Annotated in this window: 16 protein-coding genes; 11 read left to right on the forward strand and 5 right to left on the reverse strand. The window is 68.3% G+C overall.

The genetic code is table 11. The features are described 5' to 3' along the window. The first annotated feature begins 10 nt into the window (after positions 1 to 10). From ACXJJ3_RS17165 to ACXJJ3_RS17185, 5 genes are all read left to right on the forward strand, one after another. Positions 11 to 1,006 (forward strand): hypothetical protein, encoded by a 996-nt coding sequence (locus ACXJJ3_RS17165; RefSeq protein ID WP_458171136.1) that lies wholly within the window; start codon positions 11 to 13, stop codon positions 1,004 to 1,006. Continuing rightward, entirely contained in the window at positions 1,003 to 1,746 is a 744-nt protein-coding gene (locus ACXJJ3_RS17170; protein WP_458171137.1) for an SDR family NAD(P)-dependent oxidoreductase, read from the forward strand. The genes ACXJJ3_RS17165 and ACXJJ3_RS17170 overlap by 4 nt, the downstream gene beginning before the upstream one ends. A 145-nt stretch (positions 1,747 to 1,891) precedes the next feature. Continuing rightward, on the forward strand, positions 1,892 to 2,278 hold the full coding sequence (locus ACXJJ3_RS17175; protein WP_344200184.1) for a helix-turn-helix domain-containing protein: 387 nt from the start codon (positions 1,892 to 1,894) through the stop codon (positions 2,276 to 2,278). Positions 2,279 to 2,303: 25 nt separating this feature from the next. Then, positions 2,304 to 2,825: a hypothetical protein gene (locus ACXJJ3_RS17180; protein ID WP_458171138.1), complete on the forward strand. Its 522-nt coding sequence runs from the start codon at positions 2,304 to 2,306 to the stop codon at positions 2,823 to 2,825. 112 nt (positions 2,826 to 2,937) lie between these two features. Further along, positions 2,938 to 3,282: a DUF2516 family protein gene (locus tag ACXJJ3_RS17185; protein WP_458171139.1), complete on the forward strand. Its 345-nt coding sequence runs from the start codon at positions 2,938 to 2,940 to the stop codon at positions 3,280 to 3,282. A gap of 337 nt (positions 3,283 to 3,619) precedes the next feature. Here ACXJJ3_RS17185 and ACXJJ3_RS17190 read toward each other — a convergent pair whose 3' ends face one another. Beyond that, the gene (locus ACXJJ3_RS17190; protein WP_458171140.1) at positions 3,620 to 4,411 is read right to left on the reverse strand and encodes a L,D-transpeptidase family protein; all 792 of its coding nucleotides are present in this window, start codon (positions 4,409 to 4,411) and stop codon (positions 3,620 to 3,622) included. A 78-nt stretch (positions 4,412 to 4,489) separates the two neighbouring features. On the opposite strand from ACXJJ3_RS17190, the gene ACXJJ3_RS17195 reads away from it, so the two are divergent. Further along, positions 4,490 to 4,993, forward strand: coding sequence for a macro domain-containing protein (locus ACXJJ3_RS17195; RefSeq protein WP_458171141.1), 504 nt, complete (start codon positions 4,490 to 4,492; stop codon positions 4,991 to 4,993). Between the two features lie 25 nt (positions 4,994 to 5,018). Here the strand turns inward: ACXJJ3_RS17195 and ACXJJ3_RS17200 are convergent, their stop codons facing one another. Together ACXJJ3_RS17200 and typA are read right to left on the reverse strand one after the other, a co-directional pair. Beyond that, positions 5,019 to 5,615 carry a L,D-transpeptidase gene (locus tag ACXJJ3_RS17200; RefSeq protein ID WP_458171142.1) on the reverse strand — a complete coding sequence of 199 codons (597 nt, stop codon included), beginning with the start codon at positions 5,613 to 5,615 and terminating at the stop codon, positions 5,019 to 5,021. A gap of 192 nt (positions 5,616 to 5,807) precedes the next feature. Continuing rightward, positions 5,808 to 7,670 carry a translational GTPase TypA gene (gene typA, locus ACXJJ3_RS17205; RefSeq protein ID WP_458171143.1) on the reverse strand — a complete coding sequence of 621 codons (1,863 nt, stop codon included), beginning with the start codon at positions 7,668 to 7,670 and terminating at the stop codon, positions 5,808 to 5,810. A gap of 306 nt (positions 7,671 to 7,976) precedes the next feature. On the opposite strand from typA, the gene ACXJJ3_RS17210 reads away from it, so the two are divergent. After that, on the forward strand, positions 7,977 to 8,612 hold the full coding sequence (locus tag ACXJJ3_RS17210; protein ID WP_458171144.1) for a TetR/AcrR family transcriptional regulator: 636 nt from the start codon (positions 7,977 to 7,979) through the stop codon (positions 8,610 to 8,612). On the opposite strand, the gene ACXJJ3_RS17215 is transcribed toward ACXJJ3_RS17210, so the two are convergent. Together ACXJJ3_RS17215 and ACXJJ3_RS17220 are read right to left on the reverse strand one after the other, a co-directional pair. Then, entirely contained in the window at positions 8,598 to 9,728 is a 1,131-nt protein-coding gene (locus ACXJJ3_RS17215; protein ID WP_458171145.1) for an FAD-dependent monooxygenase, read from the reverse strand. The two genes, ACXJJ3_RS17210 and ACXJJ3_RS17215, sit on opposite strands and share 15 nt — an antisense overlap. A 124-nt stretch (positions 9,729 to 9,852) precedes the next feature. Further along, positions 9,853 to 10,857 (reverse strand): asparaginase, encoded by a 1,005-nt coding sequence (locus tag ACXJJ3_RS17220; protein ID WP_458171146.1) that lies wholly within the window; start codon positions 10,855 to 10,857, stop codon positions 9,853 to 9,855. A gap of 264 nt (positions 10,858 to 11,121) precedes the next feature. On the opposite strand from ACXJJ3_RS17220, the gene ACXJJ3_RS17225 reads away from it, so the two are divergent. The 4 genes from ACXJJ3_RS17225 to ACXJJ3_RS17240 are packed head-to-tail and all read left to right on the forward strand — an operon-like array spanning position 11,122 to position 16,596. Next, entirely contained in the window at positions 11,122 to 12,423 is a 1,302-nt protein-coding gene (locus ACXJJ3_RS17225; protein WP_458171147.1) for an ABC transporter substrate-binding protein, read from the forward strand. Continuing rightward, positions 12,423 to 13,310, forward strand: a complete 888-nt coding sequence (locus ACXJJ3_RS17230) for a carbohydrate ABC transporter permease (protein WP_458171148.1) — start codon at positions 12,423 to 12,425, stop codon at positions 13,308 to 13,310. Before ACXJJ3_RS17225 ends, ACXJJ3_RS17230 begins: the two co-directional genes overlap by 1 nt. Next, positions 13,310 to 14,155, forward strand: coding sequence for a carbohydrate ABC transporter permease (locus tag ACXJJ3_RS17235; RefSeq protein ID WP_458171149.1), 846 nt, complete (start codon positions 13,310 to 13,312; stop codon positions 14,153 to 14,155). The genes ACXJJ3_RS17230 and ACXJJ3_RS17235 overlap by 1 nt, the downstream gene beginning before the upstream one ends. Then, positions 14,152 to 16,596, forward strand: a complete 2,445-nt coding sequence (locus tag ACXJJ3_RS17240) for a beta-galactosidase (RefSeq protein ID WP_458171150.1) — start codon at positions 14,152 to 14,154, stop codon at positions 16,594 to 16,596. The genes ACXJJ3_RS17235 and ACXJJ3_RS17240 overlap by 4 nt, the downstream gene beginning before the upstream one ends. The last annotated feature ends 1 nt before the right edge of the window (position 16,597 follow it).

Genomic DNA, 16,597 nt, shown 5'->3' on the forward strand with positions numbered 1-16,597 from the left:
GCATTGAGTCATGCGTACAGCCCTTGCAGAAGCCAAGTCCTGGCATCGCCCGTTGATGCTGATGGTGCTCGCCATGGCCGGTCTGGTCCTCGCCTCCGGGGTCGGTCTCGCGGTCGACCACCGGGAGATCCTCAACGAGTCCGTGTGGCTCAAGCCGTTCAAGTTCGGCATCTCGTTCGTCCTGTACGGCGCGACGCTGGCGTGGCTGTTGTCCAAGCTGCGGAAGGCGAAACGCTTCGGCTGGTGGGTCGGCACCGTGTTCGCGGTGACCGGCGTGATCGACGTCGGGTTCATCGCGATCCAGGCCGCCCGCGGTACGTTCAGCCACTTCAACGCCACCGGCGACACCTTCAACCAGGTCGGGCAGCAGGTGTTCATGTCCGGCGTACTCGGACTGTTCGGCGCGAGTCTGGTGGTCGCGATCATGCTGCTGTTCCAGCGGGTCGGCGACGCGCCGCTGAACCGGGCGATCCGGATCGGTCTCGGTCTGGCGGTCGCAGGCATGGCGCTCGCGTTCTACCTGGTCGGGGCGAACGGGCAGCGCACGGAGGTCAAGGACGCGTACGGCAACCCGGTCACGCTGGCCGGCAGCCACGCGATCGGCGTCGAGGCAGGCGGTCCGGGGATGCCGTTGACGCACTGGAGTACGGTCGGCGGCGACCTGCGGATCCCGCACTTCGTCGGCCTGCACGCGATCCACTTCCTGCTGATCGTCCTGCTCGCGCTGCACTTCCTGGGCCGCCGGATGACCTGGCTGCAGCCGGAGCGGGTACGGGCACGGCTCGTCGGCGTGGCGGCGTTCGCGTACACCGGCGTGATGGTGACCGTCGCGGTACAAGCGTTCCGCGGCCAGTCGCTGATCCACCCCGACGGTCAGACACTGGGAATGTTCGGCGGGTTCATGGCAGTCAGCCTGGTCGCCCTGGCGGCGGTCGTGGCGGCAGCTCGACGGCCGGTGAGACAGCCCGTCGAGCCCGCGAAGGCTTTTGAGAAGCTTGGGGTATGACGACTCGTCCTCTTGCGGTGGTGACCGGTGCTAGCAGTGGAATCGGGGCCGCGTCGGCGCGGTACCTCGCCCGCGAAGGGTTCGAGGTGATCTGCGCCGCGCGGCGGCTGGACCGGATCGAGGCGCTGGCCAAGGAGATCGACGGCCGCGCCGTACAGTGCGACGTCACGTCCGCGGCCGATGTCGCGAAACTGACCGAGGCCGTCGGCGGCGAACTGCAGGTGCTGGTGAACAACGCCGGCGGCGCGTTCGGCCTGGAGCCGGTCGCCGACGCGGACCTGGACGCCTGGCGGCGGATGTACGAGGTGAACGTGATCGCGGTCGCCGCGGTCACCAAGTCGTTGCTCCCGGCCCTCATCGCCGGCCACGGCACGATCATCGTGATGGGCTCGACGGCCGGCCAGGTCGCATACGAGGGCGGCGGCGGATACGTCGCCGCGAAACATGGCGCGAAGGCCGTCGTCGACACGCTCCGCCTGGAGCTGTACGACCAGCCGGTCCGGGTCACCGAGATCGCCCCGGGCATGGTGCAGAGCGAGGGCTTCGCGCTGACCCGCTTCGGCGGCGACCAGTCCAAGGCCGACGCCGTGTACGCCGGGGTCCGGGAGCCGCTGACCTCCGACGACGTCGCCGACATCGTCGCCTGGATCGCTACCCGCCCCGCCCACGTCAACATCGACCGCATCACGGTCCGCCCCCGCGCCCAAGCCGCCCAACACAAGGTCCACCGCGAGCAGTAACCCGGCAGGTTGTCCCCTGGTGTTGCCGGTTCTCCCCTCTTCACAGCAGCGGAGAACCGGCGAGACCAGGGGTTGTCCGTCCGCGTGAGCGGGGTCACCGCGGGTCTGCTTGCAATTGCAAGCACCTTGCTAGCACACTGGGGTCATGGCCAAGTTGAGTGATCGGGCAGCTGGGGCGGTGGGCTCCCTCGGGGAGTACCTCGCCGAGCAGCGGCGGCACGCGCAGCTGTCGCTGCGGCAGTTGTCCGACCTGGCCGGAGTGTCGAACCCGTACCTCAGCCAGATCGAGCGCGGCCTGCGGAAACCGTCGGCCGACGTGCTGCAGCAGCTCGCGAAGGCGTTGCGGATCTCCGCGGAGACCCTGTATGTACGGGCCGGCATTCTCGATCCGGACGAGAGCCAGGAGGGCAAGCAGCCCTCCGGTGTGGTCGACGCCGTCCTGCTCGATCCGGCGCTGAACGAACGGCAGAAGCGAGTGCTGCTGGACGTGTACGCGTCGTTCGTCCGCGAGAACACCCCCACTGCTGACTGAGACAAACACCCCGAGGAGCAGCCTGATGGCTACCCGTACGCCCGTTACCCCGTTCTACGCGATCGCCGGCGCCGGCGACCTCGCGGTCGAGAAGGTCCGCGCCGTCGGCGTCGACATGACCGCCCGGTTCGCGAAGCTCGACCAGAAGACCCTGCAGGCCGAGCTGACCAAGGCGCAGTCCGAGCTGGCCAAGCGCTTCGACGCGATCGTCGCCGACGCCCGGACCGCCCCGGCGAGGCTCCGCGAGCTGCCGAAGACCGCGCAGTCCGGTCTGACCGTCGTGCTCGGCCAGGCCGAGGAGACGTACGAGGACCTGGCCGGCCGCGGCAAGGACCTCGTCGAGCGGATCCGCCACCAGCAGGCGACCGAGGACCTGGTGACCACCGCCAAGACCACGGTCAGCAAGGCCAAGGCCACCCGGACGACCGCGAAGAAGACCGCGCAGACCGCGTCCCGGAACGTGAAGGCGACCGCGACCAGCGCCCGCAAGACCGCGAAGGCCGCCGCCAAGGCCGCCGAGTCCGCTGCCGACAAGGTCGGCGACTGAATCGCGACCGAGTGTGACGATTCACCCACTTCGGGGTGAATCCCGGGTCCGGGCGGTCATCGGCTGCGCTCGAGCAGCGGTGGGCCGCCCGGCTGTCGGTTAGGCTCGTAGTATGAGCATCTGGCAAAGCCTGATCCCCGGATTCGCAGATCCGCTGTCGGTGATCTGGTGGGTCCTGATGGCCATCAAGCTGGTCGCCCTCGCCGACGCGCTGCTGCGGCCACGCGCCGTGTTCATCGCCGCCGACAAGCTGACCAAGCCCGGCTGGGTGCTGATCCTGGCGGTGTTCGCGCTCAGCCAGGTGTTCCAGGGCTGGCTGAGCTTCTTCGGCCTGATCGGCATCGTCGCGTCCGCCGTCTACCTGGTAGACGCCCGCCCCGCCCTCCGCGCCGCCACCGGCCGCGGCCGCGGCGGCTGGGGCGCCCTCCGCCGCCGCCGAGGACCACGCCCGCTCTAGCACGTCGAAAGCTGACAGGTACTGCACAGCCCGAAGGAAGAGCTAACAGGTGCTGCGCTAGCCCGGAACAAGAGCTGACAGGTAAAGCGCCGCCCGCTGGGCGAGCTGACGGGTGCGGCACCGCCTGCCGGGACAGCTGACCGGTACTGCGCCGTCTGACGGACGAACTGCCACCGTCACCCCGCCCGGGCATGCGCCGAGGCTCCTCGACGGCCGGCACAGCACTCGGTAGGTCTCCCGCCGAGCAACATCACCCGTCAGCTCTAGCCCCGGGCTGTGCAGCACCTGACAGCTCCACCGCGCAGGCACCACAGCACCTGTCAGCTCTTTGTGGTGACTACGAGCGGTACACGATCACCTTGTCGCCGACGTTTACCTCGTCGAAGAGGATCTTGATCTTGGCCAGGTCGCGGACGTTCACGCAGCCGTGGGATGCGCCGTTGTAGCCGCGGGCCGCGAAGTCCGACGAATAATGCACGGCTTGTCCGCCGCTGAAGAACATCGCGTACGGCATCTTCGAGTCGTACAGCGTGGAGACATGGTTCCGGCTCTTCCAGCCGACCGTGAAGCTGCCCTCCCGGGTCGCGGTCTTCACCGCGCCGAACCGGACGTCGAACTGCATCTTCACGACGCCGTCGACGACGTACCGCAGCTTGCGAGTGGTCTTGTCGATGCACAGCGCCACCCCGGTCGCGCAGCGTGCGTCGAGCTTCTTGCCGTCCACCACCGGCGCCGGCGGGTACAGCTCGGCCTGGGTCGGGGTGTGGGTCGCCTTGACCAGCTGGTCCAGCGTGTTCTGGTCGAGGTACCCGAGCTGCGGGATGCCCTTGGACTGCTGGAACTTCTTCACCGCGGACCGGGTCATGGTCCCGAAGTCGTCGTCCTGGTACCGCTTCTCGAGGAGCTTGAGCTGCACGAGCCGCGCCTCGACGGTCCGTACGTCCTTCCCGCTGGAGCCGTTCTTGAACACGGCCTTCGGGTAGATCGGCAGCTCGCCGCTGATCTCGAACGGCGTCGTGCGCACGTCCGCGGTGTTCGCGGTCGCGGTCATTCCGGCCCCCATGAGTGCCGCAATCGCGCCGCCGACGACCAGCGTCGTGAGCAGCTTCCGAACGATCAGCCCGCGCATCAGGCCCCCTTTCCTACACTCGTAGGACGTCCCGACCACCGAAATGGTTGGTCCCTCAGGGTACCGGAGGAATCGCTCATGGAGATCGTGCTCAGTACGGCGGACATCACCACGGTGCCGGCGGACGCGATCGTGAACGCGGCGCATCACGCGCTCCGCGGCGGTGGCGGCGTGGACGGCGCGATCCACCGGGCGGGCGGCCCGGAGATCCTCGCGGAGCTCGTCGAGCGGTACCCGCACGGCACCCCGACCGGTACGGCGGCGTGGACCACCGCGGGGGCGCTCCCGGCGTCGTACGTCATCCACGTCGTCGGGCCGAACTACACCGCCGGCCAACGGGATCCGGCACTGCTCGAGTCCTGCTACGCCGAGGCCTTGCGAATCGCGGACGACCTCGGCGTCGCGACGATGACGCTGCCCGCGGTCTCCGCCGGGATCTACGGCTGGCCCGCCCAGTCGGCCGCGGAGATCGCCATACAGACGCTGCGCCGGACGCCGACAAAGGTGTCGAAGGCAACGTTCTGCCTGGTGGAACCCCGGCTGCACAAGGCGTTCCGGAACGCGACAGCGGCCGGGGAGTAGCTCCCCGGCCGCCGTGGCGATCAGCTCACTTGCTGTAGACGACGACCTTGTCGCCGACGTGCACCCGGGCGAACACCCAGGCGATCTTGCTCTTGTCCCGAACGTTCACGCAGCCGTGCGAGGCGCCGTTGTAGCCGCGGGCGCGGAAGTCGGACGAGTAGTGCACCGCCTGACCGCCGCTGAAGAACATCGCGTACGGCATCTTCGAGTGGTACAGCGTGGAGACGTGGTTCTTCGACTTGCGGTAGACCTTGAAGACGCCGTTCCGCGTCGGGGTCTTCATCGCGCCGAAGCGGACGTCCATCACCTGAACCGGCTTGCCGTTCACCAGGTAGACCAGCTTGCGGGTGTGCTTGTTGATGCACAGCACCCGGCCGCGGGTCATGCAGCGGCTGTCCAGACTGTACTTACGCATCACCGCGGCCTGGCTGGCGGCGGTGCTCTTCGCCGCCGCCGGAGCGGCCGACGGCGGCAGGCCAACCGGCTTCGGCGCCGTCGTGGAGCTCTGCGCCGACCCCGCCAGACGCGGTGCGGCGTCGGCCGCGGTGGTCGCCGTAAGTGCTCCGACGCCGACGAACGCGGCAGCCGTCAAGGTCGCGCCGAGCTTACGCAGAATGCCCATGATTCCCTTGTCCTTCCCCCAAAGAGTGCTTCCACAAGACAGACGTCGCTACTTCACGTCTGGTTGGTAACGAATCAAAACTTTCTTTCCCCCGGCCGACCCCACCCGTCGGCCGAGGAATGGTGTATCACACTCGGATGTATCTTGACTGCTTCCCGTGACCGACCGTTTCCGGTTCGTGTCCTGGACGCGTCAGGACTTGGTCTTGCGGCCCAGCTTGGCGCGCTCGATCTGGGTCAGCGCGACCTTCCGCATCCGGATCGCGTCCGGCGTGACCTCGACGCACTCGTCCTCGCGGCAGAACTCCAGCGACTGCTCCAGCGACAGCTTCCGGGCCGGGACCAGCTTCTCGAACTCGTCCGCGTTCGAGCGGACGTTGGTCATCTTCTTTTCCTTGGTGATGTTGACGTCCATGTCGTCGGCGCGCGAGTTCTCACCGACGATCATGCCCTCGTACACCTCGGTGGCCGGCTCGACGAACATCGTGCCGCGCTCCTGCAGGTTGATCATCGCGTACGACGTGGCCGCGCCGGCGCGGTCGGAGACGAGCGAGCCGGACGGCCGCGTCCGCAGCTCGCCGAACCACGGCTCGTACCCCTCGAACACGTGGTGCGCGATACCGGTACCGCGGGTGTCGGTGAGGAACTCGGTCCGGAAGCCGATCAGGCCGCGCGCCGGGACCAGGAACTCCATCCGGACCCAGCCGGTGCCGTGGTTGGTCATCTGCTCCATCCGGCCCTTACGGACCGCGAGCAGCTGCGTGACGGTGCCGAGGTACTCCTCCGGGCAGTCGATCGTCAGCCGCTCGACCGGCTCGTGCCGCTTGCCGTCGATCTCGCGGGTGACCACCTGCGGCTTGCCGACGGTCAGCTCGTAGCCCTCGCGGCGCATCTGCTCGACCAGGATGGCCAGCGCCAGCTCACCACGGCCCTGCACCTCCCAGGCGTCCGGCCGCTCGGTCCCGAGCACCTTCAGCGACACGTTGCCGATCAGCTCGCGGTCGAGCCGGTCCTTGACCAGTCGCGCGGTCACCTTGGTGCCCTTGACCCGGCCGGCCAGCGGCGAGGTGTTGGTACCGATCGTCATCGAGATGGCCGGCTCGTCCACGGTGATCAGCGGCAGCGGCTTGGGGTTGTCCGGGTCGGTCAGCGTGTCGCCGATCATGATCTCCGGGATGCCCGCGATCGCGACGATGTCGCCCGGGCCGGCCGAGTCGCCAGGGACGCGCTCGAGCGCCTCGGTGACCAGCAGCTCGGTGATCTTGACCTTCTGGATCGAGCCGTCGTGGCGGCACCAGGCGACCTGGGAGCCCTTCTTCAGCGTGCCCTCGTGCACCCGGACCAGCGCGAGCCGGCCGAGGAACGGCGAGGCGTCCAGGTTCGTGACGTGGGCCTGCAGCGGCGCGTCCTCGGTGTACTCCGGGGCCGGCACGTTGTTCAGGATCGTCTCGAACAGCGGCTCGAGGTCCTCCGAGTCCGGCAGGCCGCCGTCGGCCGGCTGGTTCAGCGAGGCGCGGCCGGCCCGGGCCGAGGCGTACACGACCGGGAAGTCCAGCGCGCTCTGGTCGGCGTCGTGGTCGAGCAGGTCCAGGAACAGCTCGTACGTCTCGTCGACGACCTCGGAGATCCGGGCGTCCGGACGGTCCACCTTGTTCACCACGAGGATCACCGGCATCTTCCGGGCCAGCGCCTTGCGGAGCACGAACCGGGTCTGCGGCAGCGGGCCTTCGGAGGCGTCCACCAGCAGCACGATCGCGTCCACCATCGACAGCCCGCGCTCGACCTCGCCGCCGAAGTCGGCGTGGCCCGGGGTGTCGATGATGTTGATCGTCATCTGCTCGCCGTTGGCCATCTTGTGCCGGACGGCGGTGTTCTTGGCGAGGATCGTGATGCCCTTCTCACGTTCCAGGTCGCCGGAGTCCATCGCCCGCTCGTCGACGTGCTGATGCGCACCGAACGCGCCGGACTGCCACAGCATCGCGTCCACGAGGGTGGTCTTCCCGTGGTCGACGTGGGCCACGATCGCGACGTTGCGCAGGTCGTTACGGACAGGCATGAGGAAGCGCTCCAAGCAGTCAGAGGGTGTAGGGGGTGTCTGGCGGTTGCACGCCGTACACCCCCTTAGCGGTGGCTACGGCTGGTTTCACGTGCCACTCGACACAGGGCGCAGCAACTACATCTTACCGGCCCATCGCGCTTGTCCGAAAAACGGGACGAGTTTTGACTTTTGTTGACTGGACGTCCAGTCTATAGACGGCGCCTGGGGAGGGGCCGTAACCACGGGGGGTCAGCCCCGAGGCGCCGGGCACGAGGTGTGGGGGTTGCCCGGCGCTTCAGGGCCCTGACCATTGCGAGGAGACCGTTGCCGCGATCGGCGAGCCTGAACCAGGAACTGCGGGAACGCTCCCGCGAGCGGATCCTGTCCGCGGCGCTCGAGGTGTTCGCCGCGAAGGGGTACGAGTCCGCGTCGATCTCCGAGATCACCAAGGCGGCGGGCGTCTCCCGCGGACTGGTCGCGTACTACTTCGCCACCAAGGAGGAGCTGGCCGCCGAACTCCTGGACCGCTGGCTGGACGGCATCGCCGGCCTGTTGTCCATCCAGGGAACTCCTGATGAACGTCTGGCCGGCATCATCGACGGCGCCCTGCTGGCCGCGGCCGGCTCGCTGCCGATCCAGCGGCTGGCGATCAGCCTGATGATGCAGCCCGGGACGCACGACGTGTTCGCCCGCGTCGAGGACGCCAAGTCGGACCGGCTGTCGCTGGTCGAGGACGCGATCCGGGACGTGTTCGCGGCCCGCGGCGCGGCCGACCCGGCCGTCGAGGAGATGTTGCTCAGAGCAACGTTGGAGGGCGTGACCGTGAAGCTCGCGATCTACCGCGAGACGTTCCCCCTGGACGCGGTCCGCCGCCGGCTGTACGCCGGATACTCGCTGCCCGCTCCGGCTACTCCGCTGCCGTTCGACTCACCGCCCGTGGACCGGCTACGCGCCAAATGAGCCCGGCGGGGTCCACTCGAAGATCCGGGCCCCGTTCCGCAGCGCCGCTCGCGGCGGGGTGAGCCTGAGCATCGCGTTCCGCAGCCATTGACCGCGCCCCAGATGCGCACCGGTCCGCCCCATCCACGCCGACCTGCTCACCAGCTTCTGCGTACGCCGGTACCTGGCCTTCTCGTACTTCCGCAGCCCCGCCTGCAGGTCGCTCCCGGCCGGCACGAGCAGCCCGAGCGACACCGCGTCCTCCATCGCCGAGTTCGCCCCCTGCCCGAGCGTCGGCAGCATCGGATGCGCCGCGTCCCCGATCAGTACGACCCGCCCACCGGTATACCGCGGCAACGGCCGCGCCAGCACCCACACGTCGTGCCGGATCACGTCATCGGTTGCTGCGATCACCCGCCGTACGTCGGGCGCCCACCCCGCGAAGTACTCCCGCACCGCCCGCACCTCGTCGCCGATCACCCGCCCACTCGGCATCGCGACGTACCCGTACCAGTAGACCTCGTCCACGCTGATCCGCAACGCGCCGAACTCGGCACGCCGTCCCCACGTCATCGCGAACCGGTCGTCCAGCGTCGTGTCGGGCGCGGCGGCCCGCCAGCAGCTGAAACCCGTGTATTTCAAGGCATTCCCGAACAGGCTGGTCCGCGTCACACTGCGCAGCCCGTCCGCCCCGACGACCAGGTCCGCCCACGCGCGGTGCTTCCCGTTCCACGTCACGAGCGCCCGCTCGGCACCCGGCATGCCGGGCTCGACCGCGGTGACCCGAGCCCCCGTCACCACGTCGGCCTGCTGCACCCCGGCGATCGCGTCGTGCAGCCGCTGCCGGTGGATCCCGGTCATCCGGGTGCCGTCACCGTCCGGTGCCTTGAGCAACCATTCGCCGTCCCACCGACGCGTCCCGGCGGCCCGTACGACGTACCCGTTCGCGCGAATCCCGTCCGCGGCCCCGATCACCCGCGCCGCCCGCAGCCCGTTCGCCGTCACCGCGAGCCCGGCCCCCACCTCCCGGAACTCCGGCGCACTCTCCAGCACCCGCACCCGCCACCCAGCCCGCCCGAGCGCAGCAGCAGCCGCCATCCCCCCGACCCCGCCACCCACCACGATCGCCTCGTCCACACAACCACGATAGAAACGCCCGCCGTCGTACGCATACGACAGCGGGCGTATCCCCAAGGCCTCCCCGCGGCTGACCTTTCCGGAAAGAAACCGTCAGCAGGAGGCGAAAATGCTCCGGAAAGGCTCAGTCGAAGAGTGCGGACGGGCGGATCGAGCCGACCTGGACACCGCCGCCGAGGACCGGCAGCGCACTGTGCTTCTCGATCACCGGCTCGTCGACACCGAGTCGGCGCAACGTCGCGGCCATCACGACCTGGCGGGCCCGCTTGACGCCGTCGCCGTCCTCGATCTTCATCGCGATCCCACGGCCGTCCGCGAGGCCGGCGGCGTACACGCCCTCCGCGCCCACCTTGCAGAACAGCCCGGGGACGCCGCGGATCAGCTCGGCCTCGTCCCGCTTGCTCCCACTGGCGTACTCCGGAAACTCGCGGAACGCCTTCGCGACCTGTGCCTCGTGGGTACCGGGCGCCGCGGCGGCGAACAATCCGAAGGACCGAGCGAGCCCGGCCAGGCTGAGCGCGAAGATCGGCGCACCGCAGCCGTCGACCGCGACGTACGACACCTTCTCGCCGGCCGAATCCTCGATCGCGGCGCGGATCTCGCGCTGCAGCGGGTGGTTCGGCGAACGGTAGTCGTCGCTGCCCCACTGCGCGTGTAGGTCGTTCTCGGTCGCCCGGTCGTGGATCGGCCAGCCGTTCAGCGTACTGGTGAGGATTTTCGCGGCGTGCTTGCCCGAGCAGTTCATCGCGACGCGCTCCGGCGTACGACCGGCCAGGATCCAGGCGTCGCGGTCCGTCTCGTCCACCGGGTACGCCGGAGGCGTCCGCAGCGCCGACTCGTCGAGACCGGCCTTCGCGAGGATCGCGCGTACGCCGTCCAGGTGGAACTGTTCGCCTGAGTGCGAGGCGCCCGACAGCGCGAGCAGCTCGTCGGTCAGCGGGAGGCCGTGGCGGAGCATGCCCAGGGACTGCATGGGTTTGTTGGAGGAGCGGGGGAACATCGGCTCGTCCACGATGCCGGCGGACCAGTCGACGGAGCCGTCCGGGTTCGTCACCACGACGGAGCCGCGGTGGTGGCCTTCGACGAAGCCGCTGCGGACCACGTCGGCCAGGATCACAGGTTCGGTCACGGCTGAACAGTACAGGTGCAAAACACCCGGTTGCCAATGATCCAAGGCACATCCGTCCGGCCTGGGGAGGATCTTGCGCCCGGTCCGGGACGAAATCCTCCCCACTCCTGGTGCGCAGGGGCGGGGCGCCGACCCGGTCACGGTTTGGCTTTTCGCGGGGCGAGGTCTTGTCACCGGTTATTCCAATGGTTAGTTTAACCGCCACCCAAATCCTCAGGGTTGAACAGAAACCCTCAGGGTCCAACATGGCTGGAAGGTCACGCGATGACGATGGACGGGACACGGCTGGGACGGCGTGGATTTCTCGGGATGGGACTGGCGGCCGGCGTCATCACGCTGACGGCCTGCGGATCGGACAACAAGAGCGCCACCGCCGCGGGTGACGCGGAGGCCGCCGACCTGGTGATGACGGTGTGGGGCGGCGAGAACGACAAGACGACGTACCAGAAGCGGATCGACCTGGTCACGCAGAAGTACCCGAAGCTGAAGATCACCCTGCAGCTGATCCCGAACGACGGGTACGCGCAGAAGGTCCAGACGATGATTGCCGGCGGCAAGGGTCCGGACATCATGCAGGTCGCCGAGAGCGTCAACGTGTACTCGAGCAAGAACCAGATCCAGCCGCTCGACGAACTGGCGGGCAAGGCCGGGCTCGACCTGGAGAAGCGGTTCGGCTCGATCGGGAAGCTGTACTCCTACCAGGACAAGGTGTACGCGATCCCGGACCGCTCCGGCGCGATGATCATGTTCTACAACAAGGCGCTGTTCGCGGCGAAGGGCATCAAGGTACCGAGCGCCGACTGGACCTGGGACGACGCCCTCAACGCGTTCAAGGAGCTCACCGTCCCGGGCAAGCAGTGGGGGTACGCCGGATCCGGCTGGTGGGCGCAGTGGTGGAGCTTCGTGTACCAGAACGGCGGGAAGATCATCGACGACAGCGGCAAGCCCGCGGTCGCCACCGACGAGGTGGTCGAGGCGCTGCAGTGGGCCGGCGACCTGATCTTCAAGCACGGCGTGGTCCCGACCCAGAAGGACTACGCGAACATGGGCGCCGACGTCGGCGGCGACCAGGCGTTCGCGAACGGGAAGGTCGCCGTCAACACCACCGGGTTCTGGGGCATCGGCGGCCTGACCAAGTCGACGATCGACTGGGACATAGCCCCGCTGTGGAAGGGCAAGCAGCAGGCGGTCACCGCGTTCGGCAGCGGCCTCGCGATCTCCCGTACGGCGAAGAACCCGGCCGCGGCGTTCAAGGCGATCGACTTCCTCACATCGCCGGACGCGCAGCAGCAGATCATCGGCACCGGGCAGGACGTGCCGGCGAACCTCGACGTACAGAAGAGTGACGCGTTCCTGAAGCCGTCGTGGATGACCAAGCCGGTAAACATGAACGTGTTCGGTGAGTCCAGCGGGTTCGTGTACCGGGCGCCGTTCATCCCGCAGTGGAACGAGATGCAGAAGGCGTTCGACGACGGGCTGGCCGACTTCTGGCTGGGCAAGCAGGACGCGCGGACGGCGCTGACCGCGATCCAGAAGCAGCTCGAGTCCATCGTCAAGCCGGGCTGATGTCGAGACTGCGGCGCCGCGAGGCGCTCTGGTTCTACCTGTTCGCATCGCCGTGGATCATCGGCTTCGTGGTCTTCCTGCTGGGGCCGATGATCGCGTCGATCTACATCTCACTGACCGACTGGGACTCGTTCACGCCGCCGAAGTGGGTCGGGCTGCAGAACTACACCCGGCTGCTCACCGACGACCCGGTGTTCTGGAAAGCGTTGTGGAACACGTTTTACTACGCCGCGATCTCGGTCCCGCTCGGCCTGGTGATCGGGCTGTGGCTGGCGAACCTGCTGAACAAGCAGGTTCGGGCCCGCAAGCTGTTCCGGACGCTGATCTACCTGCCGACACTGGTCCCGCTGGTCGCGACCGCGATGATCTTCAAGATGGTGCTCGCGCCGTCCGGCCCGCTGAACGACGTCCTCGGGGTGTTCGGCATCCCGGGTCCGTCGTGGCTGCTGGAGGCGGTGTGGGTGAAGCCGGCGCTGATCCTGTTGTCCGTGTGGGGCGCCGGCGGCGCGACCGTACTGTTGCTCGCGGCAATGAAAGGTATCCCGCGTGAGCTCTACGAGGCGGCCGAGGTGGACGGCGCGTCCCGGATCCGGCAATTCTGGAGCATCACGGTCCCGCAGCTGACGCCGATCATCTTCTTCAACCTGATCATGGGGCTGATCGGCGCGTTCCAGGTGTTCTCCCAGGTCTACATCCTGACCAAGGGCGGCCCGAACAACGCCAGCCAGACGATGGTGCCGCTGCTGTTCGACCAGGCGTTCTCGTTCTACAAGATGGGGTACGCCTCGGCGGTCTCGTGGCTGCTGTTCCTGGTGATCCTGGTGTTCACCCTGCTGGCCTTTCGCACCGCCCGTCGCTGGGTGTTCTACGAGACCGAGGTGAAGTGATGCGGACCTTCCGGGCGCGGCCACTCAGCTACGCGACGCTGATCCTGGTGTCCGCCGTACTCTGCGTCCCGTTGGTGTTCGTGGTGTCGATCGCGTTGTCCAGCGACCAGACGGTGAACGCGAACACCTTCACGATCCTGCCGCGCGAGTTCCACTGGGAGAACTTCACCCGGGTCTTCAGCACCGAACTGCCGATGCAGCGCTTCCTGCTGAACTCGGTGATCATCTCGGCCGGCGCCGTGCTCGGCCAGGTGCTGTCCAGCGGCCTGGTCGGCTACGCGTTCGCACGGCTGCGGGCGCCGGGCAAGAACGCGCTGTTCATCGTGGTGATCGCGACCATGATGATCCCGTCGCAGATCACGATGATCCCGCAGTTCATCCTGTTCAAGGACCTCGGCTGGGTGAACACGTACCTGCCGCTGATCGTGCCGAACTTCTTCTCGAACGCGTTCAACGTGTTCCTGGTCCGGCAGTTCGTGTCCCGGCTGCCGAGCGAGATCGACGAGGCCGCGATGGTCGACGGCCTGGGCTTCTTCGGCATCTACCGGCGGATCATGCTGCCGATGCTCGCGCCGGTACTGATCGCGATCGGCATCTTCACGCTGACGGCGACCTGGGGCGACTTCATGGGCCCGCTGATCTACCTCAACGACGAGTCGAAGATGCCGCTCGCGCTGGGCGTGCAGTACATCACCAGTACGTCGCAGGCACTGCAGTCGCCACCGTGGAACCTGGTGATGGTCGGGTCGATCCTGCTCACGCTGCCGATGATCCTGGTGTACTACCTGGGGCAGCGGTACCTGTACGAGATGGACATCAGCGGCGGAAGCGCAGGGGTCAAGTGACAGTCTCTTTGGATGCACGCGGCATCACCATCGACGGTACGCCGCAGGTCGTGCTGTGTGCGTCGTTGTTCTACTTCCGGTTGCCGCGCGAGCAGTGGCAGGAACGACTGGAGCAGGTACGGCGATCGGGCTACACCTGCGTCGACGTCTACCTGCCGTGGAACTTCCACGAGCTCTCCCCCGGCCGCTGGTCGTTCGACGGCCGCCGGGACGTCGCGGCGTTCCTGGACCTCGCCGCGCAGACCGGGCTGCACGTCATCGCCCGGCCCGGTCCGTACATCTGCTCGGAGTGGGACGGCGGCGCTCTGCCCGCGTGGCTCGGGCTCGACCCGGCGCTGCGCGTCCGGCAGAACGAGCCGCGCTACCTCGCGCAGGTGATGGCCTGGTTCGACCAGGTGCTGCCGATCCTCGCGGCCCGGCAGTACGGCGCGGGCGGCTCGGTGATCATGGTCCAGCTCGAGAACGAGCTGGACTTCTTCGACTGCACCGACCGGCCCGGGTACATCGCCGCGCTGCGGGACAAGGCCGTTGCCCACGGCATCGACGTACCGCTGGTCGCGTGTTCCGGGCAGGGTGATCTGTACGGCGCCACCGGTGACGTCGAGGGCGTCGTACCGGCGTGCAACTTCTATCCGAACGACGACTCACCGTCCGTGGAGGAGGAAGTACGGCGGTACGCGCGGCTGCTCGCCTCTCGGGATCTCCCCCTTCTCATCACCGAGACGAACCGCCGGCACCGGACACTGCGTCGGTTGCTGGCCAGCGGGGCGTCGCTCATCGCGCCGTACCTGCAGTCCTCCGGGTGGAACTTCGGCTACACCCCGTCGACCGGGAACTGGGGACGGCCGGGCAGCTTCATGAGCCACGGGTACGACTTCAGCGGCTACGTGTCGTCGACCGGGGTCGAGCGGGCGGAGTACGCCGAGGCGCAGGTGCTCGCGTGGGTCCTGCAGGCGCTCGGGCCGCGGCTGGCGGCGGCCACACCTGGTACGCCGATCGAGGTGGTGGCGGATTTCCCGACGAGTTCGTCGCCTTCGGTGCTGGAGTTGGACGGCGGCGGGCGGCTGGTCGCCGTACCGAACCTGGGTTCTGAGGACGGGTACGCGACCGTCGCCGGAACCACGGTCGAGGTCGCCGCCGATTCCTGTCCGCTGATGTTGCTCGATCTGCCGCTCGGGTCGGCGACGCTGCGTTTCGCGTCGGCCGACCTGATGGCGGCGAACGACGACCTGCTGCTCTGCTCGTCCGTCCCGGTGACGGTGATCATCGGCGACACCACCGACGTGATCCCGGTCGGCTCGTCGCGGATCGTCGAAGGCATCACGGTCACCGTCGAGCCCCCGCCGGAAGTCTCCGAGCCAGAAGCCCCCGCGCTGCTGGAGCCGACGGTACGGCGACGTACGTCGGAGCCGCCCGCGGTCTCGGCGGGGACGTACGAGGTCCCGCCGGCGCTCGAGGCGATCGGCGTGCACCGCGGGCGTGGCACGTACACGACGACCACCGACCTCACCGACGAGCTGCTGCTGGTCGGCGCGGCCGACATCGTCGACTTGTCGGTCGGCGGCCGGATGCACACGTTCGCGGGCTTCGGCGCGACCGAACGCATCGACGTCCGCGGCCTCGACGGCGCGATCCGGGCCACCGTCGAGATCTGGGGCCACGCGAACTTCGACGACGTACGGCTCCCGTCCCTCCGCCTCGGCGCGCTCCGCGGCCTCGGCACCCTGTGGAACGTCGTCGAGGCGCGGGACCTCTCCGCGCTCTGGACGGTCGACGGCCATTGGGCGGGTGAGCCGGCTCCGGTGCGCAACCTGGCCGGTTGGAGCAGCACCCGGATCGGTACGCCGATCAGCTACACGCGGCGAGTCGACACCGCGGCACCGTCCGCACTGCACCTGGACGGCGTCCGCGCACCGGTCAGCGTGACCGCGGACGACGGCGAACCCCTGACCGTCCACCGCGAGGATCCCTGGGTACTCCTGCCCGCGGGGACCAAGCGGATCTCGGTGACGCTCCCGCACGATCCGAGCGGCGGCGGGCTCCGGGCCGAACTGCTCACGCTGAGCGAGATCCGTGACTGGACGTGCTCGACGCAGAACGACGAACTCCTGACGGACTTCGCGTCCCGGCGCGAGGCCGGCGTGGACGTCGAGCTGCCGCTGACGCTCCGGCCGGGTGCGGAGGCGTGGCTCGACCTGGCGCTTCCAACGTTGGAGAATGGGGCGCTGGTGCGGGCCGCGGGTACGCAGGTCCGGATCACCGGCTGGGCGTCCGGGGAGTGCCTGGGCCGCATCTGGCTCGGCGACCGGCCTGAGTTCTCCGGGGGCGATCCCGACGTACTGTGGATCCCGCCGGGATGGTCCGGACTGACGCTGCTGGTCCAGGGCGTCGCCGGACCGGCCGTACCGGAGCTTCGGAGAGTCGGGATCGAGAGCATCTAGG

Source organism: Kribbella sp. WER1 (assembly GCF_054189145.1).